This window comes from Streptomyces sp. 12E, assembly GCF_055633275.1.
This window is the reverse complement of sequence record NZ_JBVNCJ010000001.1, coordinates 1598395-1621313: the sequence shown is the minus strand read 5'-3', so window position 1 is coordinate 1621313 and position 22919 is coordinate 1598395. Positions and strand designations below refer to the sequence as shown.

At 73.3% G+C, this 22919-nt stretch carries 19 protein-coding genes; 16 read left to right on the top strand and 3 right to left on the bottom strand.

What is annotated here, in order from left to right; all coding sequences use genetic code 11:
* Positions 1-17 precede the first annotated feature (17 nt).
* The 4 genes from ACZ8ZB_RS07635 (at position 18) to ACZ8ZB_RS07620 (ending at position 4091) form a co-directional block, all read left to right on the top strand.
* Complete coding sequence (locus tag ACZ8ZB_RS07635; RefSeq protein WP_470736935.1) at positions 18-1046, top strand: HAD hydrolase-like protein; 1029 nt, start codon at positions 18-20, stop codon at positions 1044-1046.
* Between the two features lie 89 nt (positions 1047-1135).
* Complete coding sequence (locus ACZ8ZB_RS07630) at positions 1136-2179, top strand: FecCD family ABC transporter permease (RefSeq protein ID WP_470736934.1); 1044 nt, start codon at positions 1136-1138, stop codon at positions 2177-2179.
* Positions 2176-3213, top strand: coding sequence for a FecCD family ABC transporter permease (locus ACZ8ZB_RS07625; protein WP_470736933.1), 1038 nt, complete (start codon positions 2176-2178; stop codon positions 3211-3213). Before ACZ8ZB_RS07630 ends, ACZ8ZB_RS07625 begins: the two co-directional genes overlap by 4 nt.
* Complete coding sequence (locus tag ACZ8ZB_RS07620) at positions 3210-4091, top strand: ABC transporter ATP-binding protein (protein ID WP_470736932.1); 882 nt, start codon at positions 3210-3212, stop codon at positions 4089-4091. Before ACZ8ZB_RS07625 ends, ACZ8ZB_RS07620 begins: the two co-directional genes overlap by 4 nt.
* Here ACZ8ZB_RS07620 and ACZ8ZB_RS07615 read toward each other — a convergent pair.
* Positions 4075-4422, bottom strand: a complete 348-nt coding sequence (locus ACZ8ZB_RS07615; RefSeq protein ID WP_470736931.1) for a sterol-binding protein — start codon at positions 4420-4422, stop codon at positions 4075-4077. The two genes, ACZ8ZB_RS07620 and ACZ8ZB_RS07615, sit on opposite strands and share 17 nt — an antisense overlap.
* A 42-nt stretch (positions 4423-4464) precedes the next feature.
* Between ACZ8ZB_RS07615 and ACZ8ZB_RS07610 the strand changes: the two genes are divergently transcribed.
* The 5 genes from ACZ8ZB_RS07610 to ACZ8ZB_RS07590 all read left to right on the top strand — a co-directional run bounded on the left by ACZ8ZB_RS07610 (position 4465) and on the right by ACZ8ZB_RS07590 (position 9762).
* Complete coding sequence (locus ACZ8ZB_RS07610) at positions 4465-4776, top strand: hypothetical protein (protein ID WP_470736930.1); 312 nt, start codon at positions 4465-4467, stop codon at positions 4774-4776.
* A gap of 7 nt (positions 4777-4783) precedes the next feature.
* The gene (locus ACZ8ZB_RS07605) at positions 4784-5599 is read left to right on the top strand and encodes a TlyA family RNA methyltransferase (protein ID WP_470736929.1); all 816 of its coding nucleotides are present in this window, start codon (positions 4784-4786) and stop codon (positions 5597-5599) included.
* The gene (locus ACZ8ZB_RS07600; protein ID WP_470736928.1) at positions 5596-6501 is read left to right on the top strand and encodes an NAD kinase; all 906 of its coding nucleotides are present in this window, start codon (positions 5596-5598) and stop codon (positions 6499-6501) included. Before ACZ8ZB_RS07605 ends, ACZ8ZB_RS07600 begins: the two co-directional genes overlap by 4 nt.
* Positions 6502-6699: 198 nt before the next feature.
* Positions 6700-8442 (top strand): DNA repair protein RecN, encoded by a 1743-nt coding sequence (recN, locus tag ACZ8ZB_RS07595; RefSeq protein WP_470736927.1) that lies wholly within the window; start codon positions 6700-6702, stop codon positions 8440-8442.
* 201 nt (positions 8443-8643) lie between these two features.
* Positions 8644-9762: a glycosyltransferase family 4 protein gene (locus tag ACZ8ZB_RS07590; RefSeq protein WP_470736926.1), complete on the top strand. Its 1119-nt coding sequence runs from the start codon at positions 8644-8646 to the stop codon at positions 9760-9762.
* Positions 9763-9777: 15 nt separating this feature from the next.
* Here the strand turns inward: ACZ8ZB_RS07590 and ACZ8ZB_RS07585 are convergent, their stop codons facing one another.
* Positions 9778-11409: a PucR family transcriptional regulator gene (locus ACZ8ZB_RS07585; RefSeq protein ID WP_470736925.1), complete on the bottom strand. Its 1632-nt coding sequence runs from the start codon at positions 11407-11409 to the stop codon at positions 9778-9780.
* Positions 11410-11490: 81 nt separating this feature from the next.
* On the opposite strand from ACZ8ZB_RS07585, the gene ACZ8ZB_RS07580 reads away from it, so the two are divergent.
* Positions 11491-12447: an LLM class F420-dependent oxidoreductase gene (locus ACZ8ZB_RS07580; RefSeq protein ID WP_470736924.1), complete on the top strand. Its 957-nt coding sequence runs from the start codon at positions 11491-11493 to the stop codon at positions 12445-12447.
* A 6-nt stretch (positions 12448-12453) separates the two neighbouring features.
* On the opposite strand, the gene ACZ8ZB_RS07575 is transcribed toward ACZ8ZB_RS07580, so the two are convergent.
* Complete coding sequence (locus tag ACZ8ZB_RS07575; protein WP_470741440.1) at positions 12454-14256, bottom strand: glycoside hydrolase family 15 protein; 1803 nt, start codon at positions 14254-14256, stop codon at positions 12454-12456.
* A gap of 462 nt (positions 14257-14718) precedes the next feature.
* Between ACZ8ZB_RS07575 and ACZ8ZB_RS07570 the strand changes: the two genes are divergently transcribed.
* The 6 genes from ACZ8ZB_RS07570 to ACZ8ZB_RS07545 all read left to right on the top strand — a co-directional run bounded on the left by ACZ8ZB_RS07570 (position 14719) and on the right by ACZ8ZB_RS07545 (position 22673).
* Positions 14719-16368: a CTP synthase gene (locus ACZ8ZB_RS07570; protein ID WP_470736923.1), complete on the top strand. Its 1650-nt coding sequence runs from the start codon at positions 14719-14721 to the stop codon at positions 16366-16368.
* 117 nt (positions 16369-16485) lie between these two features.
* Positions 16486-17112, top strand: a complete 627-nt coding sequence (locus tag ACZ8ZB_RS07565; protein ID WP_470736922.1) for an NUDIX domain-containing protein — start codon at positions 16486-16488, stop codon at positions 17110-17112.
* A gap of 160 nt (positions 17113-17272) precedes the next feature.
* The gene (locus tag ACZ8ZB_RS07560) at positions 17273-19333 is read left to right on the top strand and encodes a tetratricopeptide repeat protein (RefSeq protein ID WP_470736921.1); all 2061 of its coding nucleotides are present in this window, start codon (positions 17273-17275) and stop codon (positions 19331-19333) included.
* Between the two features lie 136 nt (positions 19334-19469).
* Positions 19470-20594, top strand: a complete 1125-nt coding sequence (gene ald / locus ACZ8ZB_RS07555; RefSeq protein ID WP_470736920.1) for an alanine dehydrogenase — start codon at positions 19470-19472, stop codon at positions 20592-20594.
* 547 nt (positions 20595-21141) lie between these two features.
* Positions 21142-22143, top strand: coding sequence for a ParA family protein (locus ACZ8ZB_RS07550; RefSeq protein WP_381229106.1), 1002 nt, complete (start codon positions 21142-21144; stop codon positions 22141-22143).
* A complete protein-coding gene (locus tag ACZ8ZB_RS07545; RefSeq protein ID WP_470736919.1) occupies positions 22128-22673 on the top strand; it encodes a hypothetical protein in 546 nt (181 codons plus the stop codon). The genes ACZ8ZB_RS07550 and ACZ8ZB_RS07545 overlap by 16 nt, the downstream gene beginning before the upstream one ends.
* Positions 22674-22919: the final 246 nt, after the last annotated feature.

Here is a 22919-nt window from a genome sequence, read left to right as displayed (position 1 = left end):
ACGAGGAGCGATGCGGAATGAGCCGGAGCGTCAGGACGAGGCCCGAGGGCAGTGGGCAGGCCCTGAGCGAGGCGTACGACACGGCGCTGCTCGACCTCGACGGCGTGGTGTACGCGGGCGGGAGTGCGATCGTCCACGCGGTCGAGTCGCTGGCCACGGCCCGCGAGGGCGGTATGCGTCTCGCCTACGTGACCAACAACGCCCTGCGCACCCCGGACACGGTGGCCGCTCATCTGACCGAGCTGGGGATACCGGCGGAGGCAGGTGACGTCATCACCTCCGCGCAGGCGGTCGCGCGGCTGGTCGGTGAGCAGGTGCCGCGGGGCGCCCGGGTGCTGGTGATCGGCGGCGAGGGGCTGCGGGCGGCGCTGCGGGAGCGCGGGCTGGTGCCGGTGGAGTCGGCGGACGACGACCCGGTGGCGGTCGTCCAGGGGTACGGCGGTCCCGAGCTGCCGTGGGGGAGGTTCGCGGAGGCGTCGTACGCCGTGGCGCGCGGGCTGCCGTGGTTCGCGTCCAACACCGACCTGACGATTCCCAGCGGCCGGGGCATCGCCCCGGGCAACGGCGCGGCGGTGGAGGTCGTACGGATCGCCACGGGTGCCGAGCCACAGGTCGCGGGCAAGCCGCTGCCGCCGATGCACCGGGAGACGATCCTGCGGACGGGCGCCGAGCGGCCGCTGGTGGTGGGGGACCGGCTGGACACGGACATCGAGGGCGCGTTCAACGGCGAGGTGGACTCGCTGCTGGTGCTGACCGGCGTGACGGACGGCGCGCGGCTGCTCGCCGCGCCGCCGCAGCACCGGCCGACGTATGTCGACGCCGATCTGCGCGGGATGCTCACCGGGCAGCCGGAGGTCGCCCGGGCGGGCGACGGGTTCCGGTGCGGTGGCTGGACGGCGACGGCCGGCACCGGGGAGCTGGAGCTGGAGGGCGAGGGCGGCGCGCTGGACGGACTGCGCGCGCTGTGCGCGGCGGCGTGGACGGCGGCAGGGGAAGGCGCGTGCGAGCTGGACGGCGGGAAGGCGCTGGCGCGGCTGGGGCTGTGAGGGCCCCGGCCCCGCCGGGTCCGCCGTGCCGTCCGGGAAGCCGGGCCCGGGAAGCTTGATCGATTGCGAGGGTAGGCTAACCTAACTGCGTGTTGGTCGAGAGTCCCCCCGAACAGCGCGCGGAGACCGCTCCCGCGCCCCCGAACCGCCGGGCGATGCGCGTCCTCGGGCTGCTCGTCTCCGTCGTGATCCTGGTGCTCGTCGCGCTGGCGAGCATCGCGATCGGGGCGAAGGAGCTGTCCCTGGAGCAGGTCTGGCACGGCCTGTTCGAGGACTCGGGCACCTACGGCGACGTCGTCGTGGCCGACAGGCTGTCACGAACCGTCCTCGGGGTGCTCGCAGGGGCCGCGCTCGGCCTGGCGGGATCGGTCCTGCAGGCGCTCACCCGCAACCCGCTGGCCGATCCCGGACTGCTCGGCCTCAACGCGGGCGCGTCCGCCGCCGTCGTCACCGCCATCACCTTCTTCGGCGTCACCTCGCTGTCCGGATACGTGTGGTTCGCCTTCTTCGGCGCGGCTGCCGTCGGCGCGCTGGTGTGGTTCCTCGGCGGCAGCCGGGGCGCGACGCCGGTGCGGCTGGTGCTCGCCGGTACGGCCGTCAGCGCGGCACTGTACGGCTATCTCCAGGCCATCATGATCCTGGACGACGCCGCGCTCGGCAGGATGCGCTTCTGGACGGTGGGTTCGCTGGCCTCGGGGACCGACTCGACCGTCACCCAGGTGCTGCCGTTCCTGCTGGCCGGCTCCCTGCTGGCGCTGGCGCTCGCCCGGCCGCTCAACGCCATGGCCATGGGCGACGACACGGCCGAGGCCCTCGGCGCCAACCTCAACCGCACCCGGGCGCTGTCCATGCTCGCCGCGACCGTGCTGTGCGGGGCCGCGACCGCCGCCTGCGGGCCGATCGTCTTCGTCGGCCTGATGGTGCCGCACATCGTGCGCTCCTTCACCGGACCCGACCTGCGCTGGATCCTGCCGTACGCGGCGGTCCTGTCGCCCGTGCTGCTGCTCGGCGCCGATGTGATCGGCCGGATCGTGGCCCGGCCCGCCGAACTCCAGGTCGGCATCGTCACCGCGATCCTCGGCGGCCCGGTCTTCATCTTTCTCGTACGACGGCGGAGGACGGCCCAGCTGTGAAGACCAACCGCGCGGTGCGGACTCCCGGCGGCCTCTCGGTCCGGCTGGACGTGCGCGCCCTCACCGTCGTCGTCCTGCTCCTCCTCGCGGCGCTCACCGCGAGCGTGGTGCTGATCAGCACCGGCGACTTCCCGATCCCCGCCGGCGACGTCCTGCGGACCCTCGTCGGCGAGGGCGACCCCGGCCAGGAGTTCATCGTCACCGAGCTCAGGCTGCCCCGGGTCCTGGTCGGACTGCTCGTCGGCGCCTCCCTCGGGCTCGGCGGCGCGCTGTTCCAGTCCGTCTCCCGCAACCCGCTGGGCAGCCCGGACGTGCTCGGCCTCGGACAGGGGGCGACGGCCGGCGCCCTCACGGTGATCGTGCTGTTCTCCGGGAGCGCCAACCAGGTCGCCCTCGGCGCGCTCGCCGGCGGACTGGTGACCGGCTTCGCCATCTACGCGCTCGCCTGGAAGCGGGGCGTGCACGGCTACCGTCTGGTCCTGGTCGGCATCGGCGTCTCGGCGATCGTCACGGCGGTCAACGGCTATCTGCTCACCAAGTCCGACATCGTCGACGCCGCCCGCGCGGTCGTGTGGATGACCGGATCCCTCGACGGCCGGGACTGGGACCAGGTCTGGCCGCTGCTCGCCCTGTGCGCCGTCCTCGTTCCGCTGGTCCTGGCCAACTCGCGCGGCCTGCGGATGATGGAGATGGGCGACGACGTGTCGTACGCCCTCGGGGTGCGCGTGGAGCGCGTACGGCTGCTGCTGATGCTGGCGGCCGTGCTGCTCACCGCGTCCGCGACCGCCGCCGCCGGACCGGTCAGCTTCGTCGCGCTCACCGCGCCGCAGCTCGCCCGGCGCCTGACCCGCTCGCCCGGCCCCAACCTGGCCGCGTCGCTGTGCATGGGCGCCGCCCTCCTGGTCACCGCCGACTGGGCGTCGCAGCGGGCGTTCGGGGCCGAGCAGCTGCCCGTGGGCGTGGTCACCGGCGTGCTCGGCGGTGTCTATCTGCTGTGGCTGCTGGTCACCGAGCGCAAAGCGGGCCGGATATGAGCGCCGGCGGCACCGCCGGCAGCGGGACGAACCACCGAAGGAGCACCGTGAACCGACTGTCCGCCGAGAACGTCACCCTGGCCTACGACCAGCGGGTCATCGCCGAACAGCTGTCGGTGGAGATACCGGACAACTCCTTCACCGTGATCGTCGGCCCCAACGCGTGCGGCAAGTCGACGCTGCTGCGGGCGCTGTCGCGGATGCTCAGGCCGAGCGAGGGGCGGGTCCTGCTCGACGGGCAGGTCATCCAGTCGATGCCGGCCAAGAAGGTCGCCCGCACCCTCGGCCTGCTGCCCCAGTCGTCCATCGCGCCCGACGGCATCACCGTCGGCGACCTGGTGGGCCGCGGCCGGTACCCGCACCAGGGCCTGCTGCGCCAGTGGTCCGCCGAGGACGAGCGCGTCGTCCGGGAGTCGATGGCCCGCACCGGCGTCGCCGAGCTGGCGGAGCGCTACGTCGACGAGCTCTCCGGCGGTCAGCGGCAGCGCGTGTGGATCGCGATGGCGCTGGCCCAGCAGACCCCGCTGCTGCTCCTCGACGAGCCGACCACGTTCCTCGACATCCAGCACCAGATCGACGTGCTCGACCTGTGCGCGGACCTGCACGAGGAGCAGGGACGCACCCTCGTCGCCGTGCTGCACGACCTCAACCACGCCGCCCGGTACGCCACCCACCTCATCGCCCTGCGCCAGGGGAAGGTCATCGCCCAGGGCGCCCCGAAGGACATCGTCACCGCCGGTCTGGTCGAGGAGGTCTTCGGACTGCGCTGCCAGGTGATCGACGATCCCGAGACGGGCACCCCGCTGGTGGTGCCGGCCGCCCGCACGGCGCGGGCGAAGGGCGCGAGGGAGAAGGCGGGAGCTACAGAAGCCTTCTGAGGCGGAACAGGTCCCGCAGCCCCGCCTCGAGGCGCACCCGGCCCGACCCCCAGGCCCTGGCGAAGTGCAGTTCGCCGTCGACCAGGGCCACCAGGTCGTCGCCCCTCATCGCGAGCCGTATCTGCGCCCTCTCGCGCGGCGGGCCGGGAAACGTGTCGTGCACCTCGATCCGGCCGCCGGCGAGCCGGCCGGCGAAGGTCACGTCCAGGTCGGTGACGTGGCAGCTGACCGAGCGGTCCATCGCCGCGGCCGCGCGGACGTCCCCCTCGGCGCCCCGCAGGCTGTTCGCAAGCTTGTCGAGTGCGGTACGGCACTCCTCGATCGTGGCCATCGCGGACGACGGTACACCGGGCGTTCGCGGTAGCGTCGGGGCATGAACGACGCAGTGCCGGAGGCGGAGGGCGCGGGCCCGGGCGCCGAGCAGCCGCCTCCCGAGGACGACCCCGCCGCCCCCGCGCCCCTGGGCGTGCCGCGCGCCCCCACCGGCCGCCCCGAGGTCGACGCCCACGTGGAGCGGCTGGCCGACGCCGACCACCTCACCACGGACGGCCACGTCGAGGTGTACGAGGATGTGCACCGGGGGCTGCGCGACGCGCTCACCGCGCTCGACGCCCGCCCGGGTCCCTCCCCTCGACGAGGCCCCTCGGACCACCCGTCCCCTTTGGCACACGAACACAGGAGCTGAACCGAACGTGGCAGGAGTCGCACGCCGCCGTCTCGACGCGGAGCTGGTCCGCCGTAAGCTCGCGCGCTCGCGTGAGCACGCCAGCCAGCTGATCGCCGCCGGGCGGGTCAGCGTCGGCAGGACGGTCGCGACCAAGCCCGCCACGCAGGTGGAGACCGCCGCCGCGATCGTCGTCGCCGAGGACGCCGGCGACCCGGACTACGTCTCGCGCGGCGGCCACAAGCTGGCCGGCGCCCTGGACGCCTTCGTGCCGCGGGGGTTGGTCGTCGAGGGGCGGCGGGCGCTCGACGCCGGCGCCTCCACCGGCGGCTTCACCGACGTCCTGCTGCGGGCCGGGGCCGCGCACGTGGTCGCCGTGGACGTCGGATACGGACAACTCGCCTGGACCCTGCAGAAGGATGAACGCGTCACCGTCAAGGATCGTACGAACGTGCGGGAGTTGACGCTCGAGGTCATCGATGGGGAGCCTGTGGATCTTGTCGTGGGGGATCTGTCCTTCATTCCGCTCGGACTGGTGCTGCCCGCGCTGAAGCGGTGCGTGAAACCGGACGCCGACCTGGTGATGATGGTGAAACCGCAGTTCGAGGTGGGCAAGGAGCGGCTGGGCAGCGGCGGGGTCGTCCGCAGCCCGCAGCTGCGCGCCGAGGCCGTGCGCGGGGTGGCCGACCGGGCTTGGGAGCTGGGGCTCGGAGCGCGGGGCGTGACGGCGAGTCCGCTGCCCGGTCCTTCCGGGAATGTCGAATACTTCCTGTGGCTGCGGGCCGGGGCTCCGGAACTGGACCCGGCCGACGTTGACCGTGCTGTTGCGGAGGGGCCGCGTTGACACAGAACCGAGCTCGTACTGTTTTCCTGCTGGCCCACACCGGGCGGCCCGCGGCCATCCGCAGCGCCGAGCTCGTGGTCAAGGGCCTGTTGCGCTCCGGTCTCGGGGTGCGGGTCCTGGAGGACGAGGCCCGCGACCTGCCGCTGCCGGACGATGTGCAGACCGTCGAGGAAGCCACCCCGCAGTGCCTGGACGACTGCGAGCTGCTGATCGTGCTGGGCGGTGACGGCACGCTGCTGCGCGGCGCCGAGTTCGCCCGCGCCTCCGGGGTCCCCATGCTGGGCGTCAACCTCGGACGGGTCGGGTTCCTCGCCGAGGCGGAGCGGGACGACCTGGACAAGGTCGTCGACCGGGTGGTGAGCCGGGCGTACGAGGTCGAGGAGCGGATGACCGTCGACGTCGTCGTGCACCGCAACGGTGACATCGTGCACACGGACTGGGCGCTGAACGAGGCGGCCGTGCAGAAGGTGTCCGCCGAGCGGATGCTGGAGGTCGTCCTGGAGATCGACGGGCGGCCGGTCACCGGGTTCGGCTGCGATGGCATCGTGTGCGCGACCCCCACCGGGTCCACCGCGTACGCGTTCTCCGCGGGCGGGCCCGTGGTGTGGCCGGAGGTCGAGGCGCTGCTGATGGTGCCGATCTCGGCGCACGCGCTGTTCGCCAAACCGCTGGTGACCTCGCCGGACTCGGTGCTGGCGGTGGAGGTGCTGCCGCACGTCCCGCCGGGGGTGCTGTGGTGCGACGGGCGGCGGACGGTGGAGTTGCCGGCGGGAGCCCGGGTGGAGGTGCGGCGGGGGGCCGTGCCGGTGCGGTTGGCCCGGCTGCACCATGCCTCGTTCACCGACCGGCTGGTCGCGAAGTTCGCGTTGCCCGTGTCCGGGTGGCGGGGGGCGCCGCATTAGACGCGGTCGGGCGCGGCGTTCCGGACCTCCGCGTCCGCGGGGGGCAACGCATCCGGAACCCGTCCGGAACGCATACGACCGGACCATCCCCGCTGCGGCGGGGAACACCCGTTCAACGAGTGGATCCGTCGGCGGGTCACGGCCTGCGATGACGCCGGACGGGCGGGGCGGCGTCGCACACCACGGGCGAAACCTCGTATGGTCGGGGGCGTGCTTGAGGAGATGCGGATACGGTCGCTCGGGGTCATCGACGACGCTGTCGTCGAGTTGTCGCCCGGGTTCACCGCCGTCACCGGTGAGACGGGTGCGGGCAAGACCATGGTGGTCACCAGCCTGGGCCTGCTGCTGGGAGGGCGGGCGGATGCGGCCCTGGTGCGGATCGGCGCGCGGAACGCGGTGGTCGAGGGGCGGATCGCCGTCCCCGAGACCTCCGGGGCCGTCGTACGCGCCGAGGAGGCCGGGGCCGAGCTCGACGACGGGACGCTGCTGGTCAGCCGGACGATTTCCGCCGAAGGGCGGTCACGGGCGCACCTGGGCGGACGGAGCGTGCCCGTGGGGCTGCTCGCCGAGCTCGCCGACGACCTGGTGGCCGTGCACGGGCAGACCGACCAGCAGGGGCTGCTGAAGCTGTCCCGGCAGCGGCAGGCGCTGGACCGGTACGCCGGGTACGCGGTCGCCGTGCCGCTCGGCAAGTACGGCGAGGCGTACAAGCGGCTGCGGGCCGTCACCACGGAGCTGGAGCAGATCACCACGCGCGCGCGTGAGCGGGCCCAGGAAGCCGACCTGCTGCGCTTCGGGCTGGAGGAGATCGCCGCCGTGGAGCCCCGCGCGGGCGAGGACGTGGAGCTGGCGGAGGAGGCCGAGCGGCTCGGGCACGCCGAGGCGCTGGCGTCCGCCGCGGCGGTCGCGCACGCCGCGCTGGCGGGCAATCCGGAGGACCCCGAGGGCGTGGACGCCGGGACGCTCGTCGCGGGCGCCCAGCGGGCCCTGGAGGCCGTACGGGCGCACGATCCGGCGCTGGCCGCGCTGACCGACCGGATCGGGGAGGTCGGCATCCTGCTGCGCGACGTGGCCGGGGAGCTGGCGGGGTACGCCGACGACCTGGACGCCGATCCGCTGCGGCTGGCGGCGGTGGAGGAGCGGCGGGCCGCGCTCACCGGGCTGACCCGGAAGTACGGCGAGGACATCGCGTCGGTGCTGGAGTGGGCCGAGCAGGGTGCCGCGCGACTGACCGAACTGGACGGCGACGACGAGCGGATCGGGGAGCTGACCGCCGAGCGCGACGCGCTCCGCGCGGAGCTGGGCGTCCTGGCGCAGGAGCTGACGGACGCGCGGACGGAGGCGGCACAGCGGTTCGCGTCGGCGGTCACCGCCGAGCTGGCCTCGCTCGCCATGCCGCACGCGCGCGTGTCGTTCGACATCCGGCAGACCGAGGACCCGGAGGGCGTCGAGGTGGGCGGGCGCACGGTGGCCTACGGGCCGTCGGGCGTGGACGAGGTCGAGCTGCTGCTCGCCCCGCATCCCGGAGCGCCGCCCCGGCCCATCGCCAAGGGTGCTTCGGGCGGTGAGCTGTCGCGCGTGATGCTGGCCGTGGAGGTGGTGTTCGCGGGTACGGACCCGGTGCCGACGTACCTCTTCGACGAGGTCGACGCCGGTGTCGGCGGCAAGGCGGCGGTCGAGATCGGCCGGCGGCTCGCGAAGCTGGCGAAGACGGCGCAGGTCGTGGTCGTCACGCACCTGCCCCAGGTGGCCGCGTTCGCCGACCGGCAGCTGCTGGTGGAGAAGACCAACGACGGCTCGGTCACCCGCTCCGGCGTGAAGGTGCTCGAGGGCGAGGACCGCATCCGCGAGCTCTCCCGCATGCTCGCCGGCCAGGAGAACTCCGAGACGGCCCGCGCCCACGCGGAGGAGCTGCTGGCGACGGCACGGGCGGACGCGTAGCCGCGGGGCCGTACCGGAGGAGGACGAGGTTCCGTCACTCGTGCGGGTGACTTGTGGGCCGGTGCGGGCCCGGGCTCGGGTGTCCGGCGTCACCGGAACGGCCGTACGGCCTGGCATCCTTGACGGAGTACGGCGAGGAACGCGCCCGATCCTTCTGTACGTTCTTCGGGACCGCACGAACCGAACCAGGAGCCCGGCCACGTGATCCCCGTGAGCAGCCACTCACCGCTGCGCACCGTGCAGGTGCTGGGCGGTGGCAACGCCGCCAGCAGCGCCCATGTGCGCTCGCTGGCCGCGGGGCTCGTCGCGAGGGGCGTGCGGGTCACGGTGTGCGCCCCCCTGGAGGCGGACCGCGCCTACGACTTCACCGGCGTCGGCGCCGACCACGTGCACGTGCCGCGCAGCAGCGACCCGGGATCGGTGGCCGCGCTCCGGGCCGCCTGCACGGGTGCCGACCTGGTCCACGCGCACGGGCTGCACGCCTCCTTCCGCACCGCGCTGGCGCTGAGCGGACGGCGTACCCCGCTGATCGTGACCTGGCACGACCGGGCGCACGCCGAGGGGCCGCGCGCCCACTTCCTGCGCGTGCTGGAGCGGCGGGTCGTCAAGGCGGCCACCGTGGTGCTCGGGACGACCTCCGCCCTCGTCGACCGGGCGCGCCGCGCGGGCGCGCGGGACGCCCGGCTGGCCGCCGTGTCCCTCCCCGGGCCCCGTGCCTTTCCGGTACCGGACGACCCCGACCGGCTGCGGCCCAAGGTCCGGGCCGAACTCGGCGCCGTCGGCCGCCCGTTGCTCATCGCCGTCGGCTCCCTCGAACGGCACCGGGGCTACGACGTCCTGCTGGACGCCGCGCACGCGTGGCGGCACCTCGATCCCGTGCCGCTGCTGGTGCTCGCCGGGGAGGGGCCGCTGCGGGGCGAACTCCAGCGCAGGATCGAGGACGAGGGGCTGCCGGTCCGGCTCGTCGGACGGCGTGACGACATCACCGATCTGCTGGCCGCCGCCGACGTCGCGCTGCTGCCGAGCCGATGGGAGTCGCGCTCGCCGCTCGCCCAGGAGGCGCTTCGCGCGCGCGTTCCGCTCGTCGCGACCGCCGTCGGCGGCGTCCCCGAACTCGTCGGCGACGCCGCCGAACTCGTCCCCCGCGGCAACGCGCGGGCGTTCGCGGACGCCGTCGTACGGCTGCTGGGCGACCCCGGGCGCCGGGAAGTGCTCAGGGAGCGGGGCGTGCGACAGGCCGCCACCTGGCCGACCGAGGACGAGACGGTCGCCCAGGTGCTGAGCGTGTACGACGAGTTGACCCGGCCCCGGCCGCTCTGAACCGCAGGCCCCCGGTCAGGGCACGTGCCGTCGCGCCCGCAGGGCCAGACCCAGGACCAGGACCGTGTGCGGGTCGTCGAGGTCGGTGGCCAGCAACTCGCCTATGCGGGCGAGCCTGTTGTAGAGCGTCTGCCGGTTCAGGTGGAGTTCGCGGGCCGTCTCCGCCTTGCGTCCGGCGTGCGCCAGATAGCTCTCCAGGGTGGGCAGCAGAGGCGGCTTGGAGCGGTGGTCGTGGTCCAGCACCGGACCGATCGCGCGGTCCACGAAGTCCGCCAGGTCCGGATGGTCGCGCAGCCGCCACAGCAGCAGGTCGATGTCCAGCCGCCGGGCGTCGTGCCAGGGGCGGTCCGGCAGCCCCTGCGCCGCCGTCGCCGTCTCCGCCGCGTGCCGCAGGCCCGTGGACGCCGCCGCCCAGCCGCCGGCCGGCCCGACCACCACCACGGGCGGCAGGCCTCCGGGCCGCAGCATCCCCGCACGCTCCGCGCCCGCCCGCAGCGCCGTCGCCACCCGGTCCGCGACCGCCCGCCGCTCCGTCTCCGCGCGCAGGCCCAGCAGCAGCGGCACCCGCCCCTCCACCGGCCGCACACCCAGCAGGACGGGCACCCCGAGGGCGGCCAGTTCCTCGCCCACCGCGCGGGCCAGCACCGCCCAGCCGCCGCCCTGCGGGGACAGCGCGTCGCCGAGCCGCATCACCACCGGCAGCAGCGGCCCGGAGCCCGGCTTGAAGCCCAGCACGCGTGCCTGCGCGGGCGCGTCCGCCGCGTCGACGCGGCCCTCGGCGAGGTCGGTGAGGAAGTCCCCGCGCCCCCGCGCCGCCAGCTCCTCCTCCTGACGCGCCTGCATCAGCACCACGGCGAGCAGGCCGGCCGCCCGCTCGGCCGCCATGCGGTGCACCGGCTCCGGCGCGCTGCGCACCGGAAGCAGCACCAGACGCGCCCGCACGCCGCCGCTGCCGGGGCCGCCGCCGGGGACGTCCACGAGCGCCGAACCGGCCGGCGGGTCGGCCTGGTGCCGGTCGCGCAGCCCTTCCCACACCTGGAGCGGGTCCGCGCCCTCGGGCCCCTGACCGGCCGCGTACAGCAGCCGGCCGTCGGTCGTCTCCAGGAACACCGGGTTGCCGGTGAACCCGGCGAGGATCTCCAGTACCCGGGGGACCCCGCCGCCGCCCAGCAGCGCCTCGGTGCACCGGCGGTGCACCTCCTCCGCGCGTTGCAGCAGCGCGTAGTGCCCGTTGACGATCTCGGTGTGGATCTCCTCGGTGACCGCCACGAACGGCACCTCGCGGTGCAGCTGGACCAGCGGCAGCCCCGCCGCCCGGGCCGCGTCGACCAGGGCGGCGGGCAGCCGGGCGAAGCGCGGGCCGAGCTCGACGACGAGCGCCGCGATGCCCCGCTCGGCCAGCGTGCGCACGAACGCCCGCTGGTCGGCGGGGCGGGTGCCGAACCCGTACCCGGTGGTCAGCAGCAGCTCGCCGCCCTTGAGCAGCGAGGCGATGTGGGGCACCTCACCGGCGTGCACCCAGCGCACCGTGCGCCCCAGCCGGTCGGCGCCCGCCACGGCCTCGGGCAGCCCACCGCGCAGTCCGGGCAGCTCCAGCGCCCGCCGCACGGTGATCCCGGCGCCCCGGGTGTCGTATCCGCTCTCCATACCCGGACGCTACCTGCGCGGATGCCACCGGTACATCCTCGGGCCGGATTGACGCTGCGGTGGACGGGTAGGGGCGCGGCCATGGAGATCAGCGTGGTCGCCGCGGCGCGTGAGGACGACAGCCCCGTCGAGGAGCCGCTGCGGGTCGCGGCGGTCGCCGACCGGCTCGGATACGGCGAGGTGTGGCTCGGCGAGGGGCCGACCTGGGACGCGTTCGTGCTGGCCACGGCGGTCGGGAGGGCCACCCGCAGGGTCGCCCTGACCGCCGGTCCGGTGGCGGTGTCGGTCCGCGACGCCTACAGCCTCGTCCGGGGCGCCGCCTCGACGGCCGCGGTCACCGGGCGTCCGGTGGGCGTGGCGCTGGGCACCTCCAGCAAGCGGGTCGTCGAGGGTGTGCACGGCCGGCCCCGGGTCCGTCCGGCCGCCGTGCTGGAGGAGACGGCCGCCGCCCTGCGGGCGCTGCTGCCCGGGGAGCCCGGCGAGCCGGTCGTGCCCGGCAGCGGATTCCGGCGCCGGCAGCGACCGCCCGGCGGTCCGCTCACGGTGGCCGCGTTCGGCGACCGGGCGATCGCCACGGCCGCCGCGCACGCCGACCGGATGCTCCTCGACGTCGTCTCCCCCGAACAGGTCCGCGTCCTGCGCGCCAAGCTGCTCGACGCGGCCGAGCGAGCCGGCCGCACCCCGCCGAGACTGGCCGCCTGGGTGCCGGCCGCCGTCGACCCCGACCCCGCCTCGCTCACCCAGGTCCTGCGCAGCGTCGTCGGCTACCTCACGGTGCCCGGTTACCGCGAGATGTTCGCGGCGGCGGGCTTCGGCGAGGCGGTCGAGCTGGCCCGTACGGGGGCCGGCGCCGACACGCTGCTGCGGGCCCTGCCGGTCGAGGCCGCGGCCACGGTCGGCCTGGTCGGATCCCCCGACGCCGTACGGGCCCGCGCGGAGGCCTACGCCGCGGCCGGTCTGGACGAGATCGCCCTGGTCCCGGCCACGGCGGGCGACCCCGGCGGCGAGCGCACCCTGACGGCGCTCGCGCCGGGCTAGCGGGCCTCAGCCGCCGTACGCCCCCGAGGCCGTCAGCCGCAGGGCCGTGTCGATGAGGGGGACGTGGCTGAAGGCCTGCGGGAAGTTGCCGACCTGGCGCTTCAGGCGCGGGTCCCACTCCTCCGCCAGCAGGCCGAGGTCGTTGCGCAGGGAGAGCAGCTTCTCGAAGAGCTTCCGCGCCTCGTCCACCCGGCCGATCATCGCCAGGTCGTCCGCCATCCAGAACGAGCAGGCGAGGAACGCGCCCTCGTCGCCCGGCAGGCCGTCGACGCCCTCGTCCTTGCCCTCCGTCGGGTAGCGCAGGATGAACCCGTCGGACGTGGACAGCTCGCGCTGGATCGCCTCGACGGTGCCGATCACGCGCTTGTCGTCCGGCGGCAGGAAGCCCACCTGCGGGATCAGCAGCAGGGAGGCGTCCAGCTCCTTGGAGCCGTAGGACTGCGTGAAGGTGTTGCGCTCCTTGTCGTAGCCCTTCTCGCACACGTCCCGGTGGATGTCGTCGCGCAGCTGCCTCCACCGCTCCGCCGGACCGTCGGCGTCGCCGGACTCGATCAGCTTGATGGTGCGGTCGACGGCGACCCAGGCCATCACCTTGGAGTGCACGAAGTGGCGGCGCGGGCCGCGCACCTCCCAGATGCCCTCGTCCGGCTCCTGCCAGTGCTTCTCCAGGTAGCGGATCAGCTTCAGCTGGAGCAGCGAGGCGTAGTCGTTGCGGGCCAGACCGGTCATGTGGGCCAGGTGCAGGGCCTCGGTGACCTCGCCGTACACGTCCAGCTGGAGCTGGTGCGCCGCGCCGTTGCCCACCCGGACCGGGGCGGAGTTCTCGTAGCCGGGCAGCCAGTCCAGCTCCGCCTCGCCGAGCTCGCGCTCGCCGGCGATGCCGTACATGATCTGCAGGTTCTCCGGGTCGCCCGCCACCGCGCGCAGCAGCCACTCGCGCCAGGCGCGGGCCTCCTCGCGGTAGCCGGTGCGCAGCAGCGAGGACAGGGTGATCGCCGCGTCCCGCAGCCAGGTGTAGCGGTAGTCCCAGTTGCGGACGCCGCCGATGTCCTCCGGCAGGGAGGTGGTGGGCGCGGCCACGATGCCGCCGGTCGGGGCGTACGTCAGCGCCTTGAGCGTGATCAGGGAGCGGATCACGGCCTCGCGGTAGGGGCCGTGGTACGTACAGTGCTCCACCCACTCGCGCCAGAACTCCTCGGTCGCCTCCAGCGACTGCTCCGGTTCCGGCAGCGGGGGCGGCTGCTTGTGCGAGGGCTCCCAGGAGACGGTGAACGCGATCCGTTCGCCCGGCGCGACGGTGAAGTCCGCGTACGTGGTCAGCGACTTGCCGTAGGTCTGCACGGAGGTGTCGAACCACACGGAGTCGGGGCCCGCGACGGCGACCGTGCGCCCCTCGTGCCGGTGCACCCAGGGGACGATCCTGCCGTAGGAGAACCGCATCCGCAGCGCGGAGCGCATGGGAACCCGGCCGGAGACGCCCTCCACGATCCGGATCAGCTGCGGGGCGCCGTCGCGCGGGGGCATGAAGTCCGTCACCCGGACCGTGCCGCGCGGGGTGTCCCACTCCGACTCCAGGATCAGCGAGTCGCCGCGGTAGCCGCGCCGGGTCGCCGCGGGCGGCTCGGCGTCCTCGGCGTGCGCGGGACCCAGCCGCCAGAAACCGTGTTCCTCGGTGCCCAGCAGGCCGGCGAAGATGGCGTGGGAGTCGAAACGGGGCAGGCACAGCCAGTCCACCGTGCCGTCCCGGCAGACCAGCGCGGCGGTCTGCATGTCTCCGATGAGTGCGTAGTCTTCGATGCGCCCGGCCACGTGCAACTCCAGTCGAACGGCCACGTCACCCCGCGAGGGGGCTGTCGCTAGTGCGGTCAAGGGGTCTTGAAATGGGGCGTTGAGCCGTGAGGCACAACATTCGCTCGGCCGTGGGGGGCAAAGCGTCGATCTCTGCTCAACGAACTGACGAGCTCACGTTGTTCCGGAAGTCACGGGCGAGGGTGGTGCCGTTCGGCCGGCCGGGCTCGGCAGCGAGTGTCCGAGCAGGATACGACGCACGTAGATGATCTGTGTGCCCCTCGGGACAACCCGGGTCCGCCGAACGAGTGACCAAGGCGTGAGGGTCCCGTGTGCGGTAATCGTCCGTGGCGGCGCGTGCGCGGAGCGTGGCCGGGAGCCATCGCCCCGCGGCGCTGTTACGCTGGTAGCCCGTGGACCGGTGGGCCAGAAAGCCCCGGAACCGCACCCACAAGCCGCGACCACGGGAGCCCCCTCTTGGCCATGCCGCCCAAATCTTCGACGACCAAGCACATCTTCGTCACCGGGGGTGTCGCCTCCTCGCTCGGCAAGGGGCTCACCGCCTCCAGCCTGGGCATGCTGCTCAAGGCCCGGGGCCTGCGCGTCGTGATGCAGAAGCTCGACCCGTACCTCAACGTCGACCCCGGCACGATGAACCCCTTCCAGCACGGTGAGGTGTTCGTCACCAACGACGGCGCCGAGACCGACCTGGACATCGGCCACTACGAGCGGTTCCTCGACCGCGACCTCGACGGCTCCGCCAACGTCACCACCGGCCAGGTGTACTCGACGGTGATCGCCAAGGAGCGGCGCGGCGAGTACCTGGGCGACACCGTCCAGGTCATCCCGCACATCACCAACGAGATCAAGCACCGCATCCGCCGCATGGCGACCGACGAGGTCGACGTGGTGATCACGGAGGTCGGCGGCACGGTCGGCGACATCGAGTCGCTGCCGTTCCTGGAGACCGTCCGCCAGGTCCGGCACGAGGTCGGCCGCGACAACGTGTTCGTGGTGCACATCTCGCTCCTGCCGTACATCGGCCCCTCGGGCGAGCTGAAGACGAAGCCGACCCAGCACTCGGTCGCGGCGCTGCGCAACATCGGCATCCAGCCGGACGCGATCGTGCTGCGCTGCGACCGCGAGGTGCCGACCGCGATCAAGCGGAAGATCTCGCTGATGTGCGACGTCGACGAGGCCGCCGTGGTCGCCTGCCCCGACGCCCGCTCGATCTACGACATCCCGAAGGTCGTGCACTCCGAGGGCCTGGACGCCTACGTGGTGCGCAAGCTGGACCTGCCGTTCCGGGACGTGGACTGGACGACCTGGGACGACCTGCTCGACCGCGTCCACAACCCCGACCACGAGATCACCCTCGCCCTGGTCGGCAAGTACATCGACCTGCCCGACGCCTACCTCTCGGTCACCGAGGCGCTGCGCGCGGGCGGCTTCGCCAACAAGGCCCGTGTGAAGATCAAGTGGGTCACCTCCGACGACTGCAAGACCCCGGCCGGCGCCCAGGCGCAGCTCGGTGACGTCGACGGCATCTGCATCCCGGGCGGCTTCGGCGACCGCGGTGTGCTCGGCAAGGTCGGTGCGATCAAGTACGCCCGCGAGAACCGGATCCCGCTGCTGGGTCTGTGCCTGGGCCTGCAGTGCATCGTGATCGAGGCCGCGCGCAGTCTCGCGGACATCTCGGACGCCAACTCCACCGAGTTCGACCCGGGCACCGCCCACCCGGTGATCTCCACCATGGCCGAGCAGCTGGACATCGTCGCCGGCGAGGGCGACATGGGCGGCACCATGCGGCTCGGCATGTACCCGGCGAAGTTGGCCGAGGGCTCGATCGTGCGCGAGGTGTACGGCGGCAAGGAGTACGTGGAGGAGCGCCACCGGCACCGCTACGAGGTGAACAACTCCTACCGCGCGGAGCTGGAGAAGAAGACGGGCATCGTCTTCTCCGGCACCTCCCCGGACGGCAAGCTCGTCGAGTACGTCGAGTACCCGCGCGAGGTCCACCCCTACCTGGTCGCGACCCAGGCGCACCCGGAGCTGCGCTCGCGTCCGACCCGCCCGCACCCGCTCTTCGCGGGTCTGGTGAAGGCCTCGGTCGAGCGGAAGATCTCGAAGTAGCACACCCGGTTGTACGGTGGCCGGGGCGCGAACCCCAGAGGTGCGCGCCCCGGCCACTTTTTCGCACATGTTCACGCACGGCACGCGCACGACCGCCGTGCGTCGGGAAGGACAGCCATGACGATCAAGGACACCCCGGAAGAGTGGGAGATCCGCGGGACCGAGACCCCGTTCACGGGCAACAAGACCTCCGTCCGCACCGACGACGTGGTCATGCCCGACGGGACCGTGGTCCACCGCGACTACCAGGTCCACCCGGGGTCCGTGGCCGTCCTCGCCCTCGACGACGCCGACCGGGTCCCGGTGCTGCGCCAGTACCGTCACCCCGTGCGCCACAAGCTGTGGGAGATCCCGGCCGGCCTGCTCGACGTCCCCGGCGAGAACCCGCTGCACGCCGCCCAGCGCGAGCTGTACGAGGAGGCGCACCTCAAGGCGGAGGACTGGCGGGTGCTGACCGACGTCTACACCACGCCCGGCGGCTGCGACGAGGCCGTACGGATCTTCCTGGCCCGGGGACTGTCCGAGGCCGAGGGCGAACGCTTCGAGGTCGAGCACGAGGAGGCCGACATGGAGCTGGCCCGGGTCCCGGTCGAGGAACTGGTGCGTGGCGTGCTGGCCGGCGACCTGCACAACACCTGCCTGGTGGTGGGCGTCCTCTCGCTGGTCGCCGCGCGGGCCGGTGACGGCCTGGACGCGCTGCGTCCGGCTCAGGCGCCGTGGCCGGCGCGTCCGTTCGAGGTCTGATCCCTCCCGCGCACGGTGGTATGACCATCGGCTGATCCGATCAGGGGATGTGTCCGCCGCGCTCCACCGGGAACGTCGCAGAGCGTGAACTAGGCTCTGGAGAACGCCCGGTCCGGACTCCCGGCGGGCTTGCGCGCGCGGTGGGACGGGAGTGAGGCCCGTGACGGATCAGGCGGTGGACCCAGACGGTGTGCGGCTCCTTCGGGACGCCGCCGACGGGGGTCGATTCCTGGGCCGTACGAGGGAGCTGAAGGAGCTGCGCGCCGACATCGAGCGCGCGGGACTGGACACCCTCTCCGGCCGCAAGGCGCCCCGCGCGCGCGTGCTGCTCATCGCCGGCCGGCCCGGCTCCGGCCGGAGCGCCCTCGCCGGGGAACTCGTGCGCCAGGTCGCCGACCGCTACCCCGACGGCGTGCTGCGCGTCCGGCTGAGCGAGCCCGACGGCACGCGCGTGCCCGTCGGGCGTGCCGCGCGGGAGCTGCTCGACGGGCTGGAGGTGCCCGCCCCGGCCGGGGCCGCCGAGGACGAGCTCGGCGAGGCGCTGCGCACCGCGCTGGCCGACCGCCGGGTGCTGCTCCTGCTGGACGACGCGGCCGACGCCGGGCAGGTCGACGCGCTGCTGCCGGACAACCCGGACTGCCTGGCCGTCGCCGTCTCCGCGGGTCCGCTGACCGGCATCGCGGACGTCCGCCCCTGCACCCTCGGCGGCCTCGACACCAAGTCCGCGGTGGAGGTGCTGTCCCGCTTCACCGGGTCGGTGCGCGTCACGGTCGACCCCCGGGCCGCCGAACGGCTCGCCGAGCAGTGCCAGGGACAGCCGGCCGCCCTGGTGCTGGCCGGGGGCTGGCTCGCCGCCCGGCCCAAGGCCGCCGTCGCCGACCTCGCCGGGCAACTGCACACGGAACCCGGCCAGGACACCGTCGTCGGCCGCGTCCTGAAGCTCGTGCACGCCTCGCTGCCCGCGTCGGCCGCCCGCACACTGCGGCTGCTCAGCCTCGCCCCGGCCGGTCTGGTCGACCCGCACACCGCCGCCGCCCTCGCCGGCTGCTCGGTGGAGTCCGCCTGCGCCACCCTGGACGACTTCGTCGCCCACGGGCTGCTGCACCCGGTGGACGGCTCGTCGCTGCCGCAGTACGAGGTGCCGTGCTGTCTGCACCCCCTGCTGAGCGCCCTCGCCGAGGAGCACGAGCGGCCCGCCGAGCTCCGGCTGGCCCGCGCCCGGATGCTGGAGCGGACGGTACGGCTGCTCCAGTCGTGCCGGGCCATCACCGAGACCGACAGCCTCCGGGCGCGCGAGAAGCTCCTCGAGATGCCGCGCTCCCTGCGCTTTTCCGGCCCGCGGGCCGCCGCCGACTGGCTGCGCGCACGCCGTCCCGCGCTGCTGGCCTCCGCGCGGCTCGCGGTCGCCGACGGGGAGCTGGACACCCTCGCCCGGCGCCTGATGTCCCAGCTGGTGCGGGCCATGGTGGCGCACTTCGGCACCCGGGCCGCCGCGAGCGACCTGTACGACATCCACGACCTGGTCCTCGACGTCGCCGAGCGCCGGAACCTGCCCCGCGAGAGGGCGGCGGCCCTGCTGAACCTGGGTGACCTCGACGCCCGTACCGGCCGCACCGCCGACGCCCTGGGACGCTACCGGGCCGCGCTGGACGCCGGACGCGAGGCGAACGACCCGTACGCGACCGGCCGCGCGATGGAATCCGTGGGCGGCGCCCATCTGGAGCTCGGGGACTACGACCGGGCCGCCGACTGGTTCGGCCGCGCCCTGGCCGAGCGGCTGGCCCGCGGCGAGCGCGAGGACGCCGCCCGGCTCTACGGCCGCATCGGCGCCGCCCACACCTACGCGGGCCGCTACGGCGAGGCGCTGCGCAACTGGCGCGCGGCCGTCGCCGGCCACCGCAGGAACGGCGACGTGGCCGCACAGGCGCGGGCGCTGAGCGAGCTGGCCCGGGTGCAGGAGTACGCGGGGCGGCTCGACGAGTCGCTGCGCACCTGCCAGGAGGCCGTGGAGTGGGCGGGCCGGGCCGAGGACGCCCGCTTGCAGGCGGCGCTGTACCTGCGGCTCGCCGACTCCTTCCAGCACCTCGGCGACCCCGCGTCGGCCGCGCTGCACCGGGGCACCGCCGAGCGCATGCTGGCAGAGGAGGCCCTGGAGGAGGACTCCGAGCCGGAACATGGAGCTAACGCCTGCGAAATCCGTAGCTCATCCACTGAAGAATGAAGCAATGAAAGGCTAGACAGCGGGAACACCTTCATTAAACTGGCTCTGCCGCGCAATCTTCTGCGGTCTCTCCCGGTGTGCCCGCGTGTGCCCGGGTATGTGCAGTGATATCCCCACACCCTCTGAGCCAAGGACCGTGATCGACGTGAAGGTCGGCATCCCCCGCGAGGTCAAGAACAACGAGTTCCGGGTGGCCATCACCCCCGCCGGCGTCCACGAACTGGTGCGCCACGGCCACCAGGTCGTCATCGAGCGCGGCGCCGGCGTCGGTTCCTCGATCCCGGACGGCGAGTACATCGCCGCCGGCGGACAGATCCTGGACACCGCCGACGAGGTCTGGGCCGCGGCCGACCTGCTGCTGAAGGTCAAGGAGCCCGTCGCGGAGGAGTACCACCGCCTGCGCAAGGACCAGACCCTCTTCACCTACCTCCACCTGGCCGCGTCCAGGGAGTGCACGGACGCCCTCCTGGAGTCCGGCACCACCGCGATCGCCTACGAGACCGTCGAGCTGCCCAGCCGCGCGCTGCCGCTGCTCGCCCCGATGTCCGAGGTCGCGGGCCGGCTGTCCACCCAGGTCGGCGCCTACCACCTGATGCGCGCCCACGGCGGCCGCGGTGTGCTGCCCGGAGGCGTCCCCGGTGTGCTGGCCGGCCGGGCCGTCGTCATCGGGGGCGGCGTCTCCGGGTGGAACGCCGCGCAGATCGCCATCGGCATGGGCTTCCACGTGACCCTGCTCGACAAGGACATCAGCAAGCTCAAGGAGGCCGACAAGGTCTTCGGCACGAAGATCCAGACCGTCGTCTCCAACGCCTTCGAGCTGGAGAAGGCCTGCCTGGAGGCCGACCTCGTGATCGGCGCGGTGCTGGTCCCGGGCGCCAAGGCGCCGAAGCTGGTCACCAACGAGCTGGTCTCGCGGATGAAGGCGGGAAGTGTCCTTGTCGACATCGCGATCGACCAGGGCGGCTGCTTCGAGGACTCCCGCCCCACCACGCACGCCGAGCCGACCTTCGAGGTCCACGAGTCGGTGTTCTACTGCGTCGCCAACATGCCCGGCGCGGTGCCCAACACCTCCACCTACGCGCTCACCAACGCCACGCTGCCGTACATAGTCGAACTCGCCGACCGCGGCTGGGCGGAGGCGCTGCGCCGCGACCCCGCGCTCGCCAAGGGCCTCAACACGCATGACGGCAAGGTGGTTTACAAGGAGGTCGCCGAGGCGCACGGTCTGGAGCACGTCGAGCTCGCCTCGCTGCTCGGCTGAGCCGCCGGGACGGTAAGTCGACCAAGTCGTCGACCGTCAAAGGCGATACGTCAACATGTGACGTCAACGTCATGTGCCGAGCCGGACCTTGTCCCACAAGGTCCGGCTCGATGTGTGTATGGTCACTTCCTGATTCCGGGACAACTCGTCTCGAACGTAACCCTTCCACCGATTCGCACACCCGTGAAACCTGCCATTCGACGGCCGTACGCCCTTGACAGAGGGATGTTTCATTGTCGACACATCGGGCCGGGTCCGGCGGATTGTGTTGCTGCGAACGGTCGACACGCCATAGAGTCGCCAATCGTCGGCATGGTGCCACGCTGACCTGTCTAGAAGTTTCCTGGTCACCAAGGAGGTAAGACGACTTGTGAATGAGTCGACATTTACTCCCGGGGGTGGTCAACCAGGAATGCCTGCGCCGGACCAGGGGCCCACGGGATCCGCTGCTGTCGGCTCCGTGGCTGTGCGCACCTTCGCAGCCCACCGGAGTCACCGGACTTCGGTGGTGACTCAACCAGGACACCAGAGCATGGATGGCCATCACGTGAACGCCATGGCCGGCGACGGAAGTGGCGCGCCCCACAACCATTTCGCCGACTACGACGAACTGCCCGAGGGGCATTTCTACGACCCCGACGCCGAGTACGAGCCCGACCCCGAGTACGCGGCCACGCTCGCGCCCGACGCGGCGCGCCAGCGCCGTGAGCGCGTCGGCCCGACCGGTCGCCCGCTGCCGTACTTCCCGATCCCGGGTCCGCTGACCGAACACGGTCCCGCGAAGATCATCGCGATGTGCAACCAGAAGGGCGGCGTCGGCAAGACCACGTCGACCATCAACCTGGGCGCCGCGCTCGCCGAGTACGGGCGCCGGGTGCTGCTCGTCGACTTCGACCCGCAGGGCGCGCTGTCGGTCGGTCTCGGCGTCAACCCGATGGAACTCGACCTCACCGTCTACAACCTGCTCATGGAGCGGGGCATGGCGGCCGACGAGGTGCTGCTGAAGACCGCGGTCCCCAACATGGACCTGCTGCCCAGCAACATCGACCTGTCGGCGGCCGAGGTGCAGCTGGTGAGCGAGGTCGCGCGCGAGTCCACGCTGCAGCGGGCGCTGAAGCCGCTGATGGACGACTACGACTACATCGTGATCGACTGCCAGCCCTCGCTCGGCCTGCTCACGGTCAACGCGCTGACCGCCGCGCACAAGGTGATCGTGCCGCTGGAGTGCGAGTTCTTCGCACTGCGCGGTGTGGCGCTGCTGACCGAGACGATCGAGAAGGTCCAGGAGCGGCTCAACCCCGACCTGGAGCTCGACGGGATCCTCGCCACGATGTACGACTCGCGCACGGTGCACAGCCGTGAGGTGCTCGCGCGGGTGGTCGAGGCGTTCGACGACCACGTCTACCACACGGTCATCGGGCGCACGGTCCGCTTCCCGGAGACCACGGTCGCCGGTGAGCCGATCACCACGTACGCGTCCAACTCCGTCGGTGCCGCCGCCTACCGCCAGCTCGCCAGGGAGGTGCTCGCCCGGTGTCACGCCGAGTGAGTCTGCCGGGGGCCGACGAACTCTTCCGTACGACAGGGGGGATGGCGCTCCAGGCGTCGACCCCCAGGCGCCAGGCCAACGGCGACGCCCGTGTCCCCGCACCCGCGGGGGAGGGCGACGCGGCGGCCGCCGTGGAGGACGCGCCGCAGTCGGTGCCCGCACAGGGCGGCGAGGGCGCGGAGCACGTCGCGGCGGACATGGAGCCGGGCGGGGCCGGGGAGTCCCGCAGCCGCGACGCGGCGGGCCCCGGGCGGCGCCAGACGGCACAGGACGGCGCGGCCCAGCGCAAGCGGGGGCGGGCGGCGGCGCGTCGGCCCAGCGGCCGTGAGCGGCACGACGAGAAGATCACCGTGTACGTGTCCGCCGAGGAGTTGATGGACCTCGAACACGCGCGTCTGGTGCTGCGCGGCGAGCACGGACTGGCGGTGGACCGGGGCCGGATCGTCCGCGAGGCGGTCGCCGTGGTCCTCGCCGACCTGGAGAGCCGCGGGGACGCCAGCATCCTCGTACGACGCCTGCGGGGACGGTAGCGGTAGCCTGCGGAGGCCATGACCTCGAACGACGCACCCGCCCCCGGCGCCCGGCCGTCCCGCCGCCGCGCCCTGGGCCGGGGGCCGGGCACGACACCGGACGGTCCGGCCGCCGGGCGCGGGGCGCCCGGGGAGGGCGCGGGGATTCCCACGTCGCCCTCACCGGCGGCGACACCGCGGGACACGGCCCCGGGGCCGGGCCCGACGACCGGACCGTCGTCCGGGGCGTTCGAGGGAGCGGCGCGT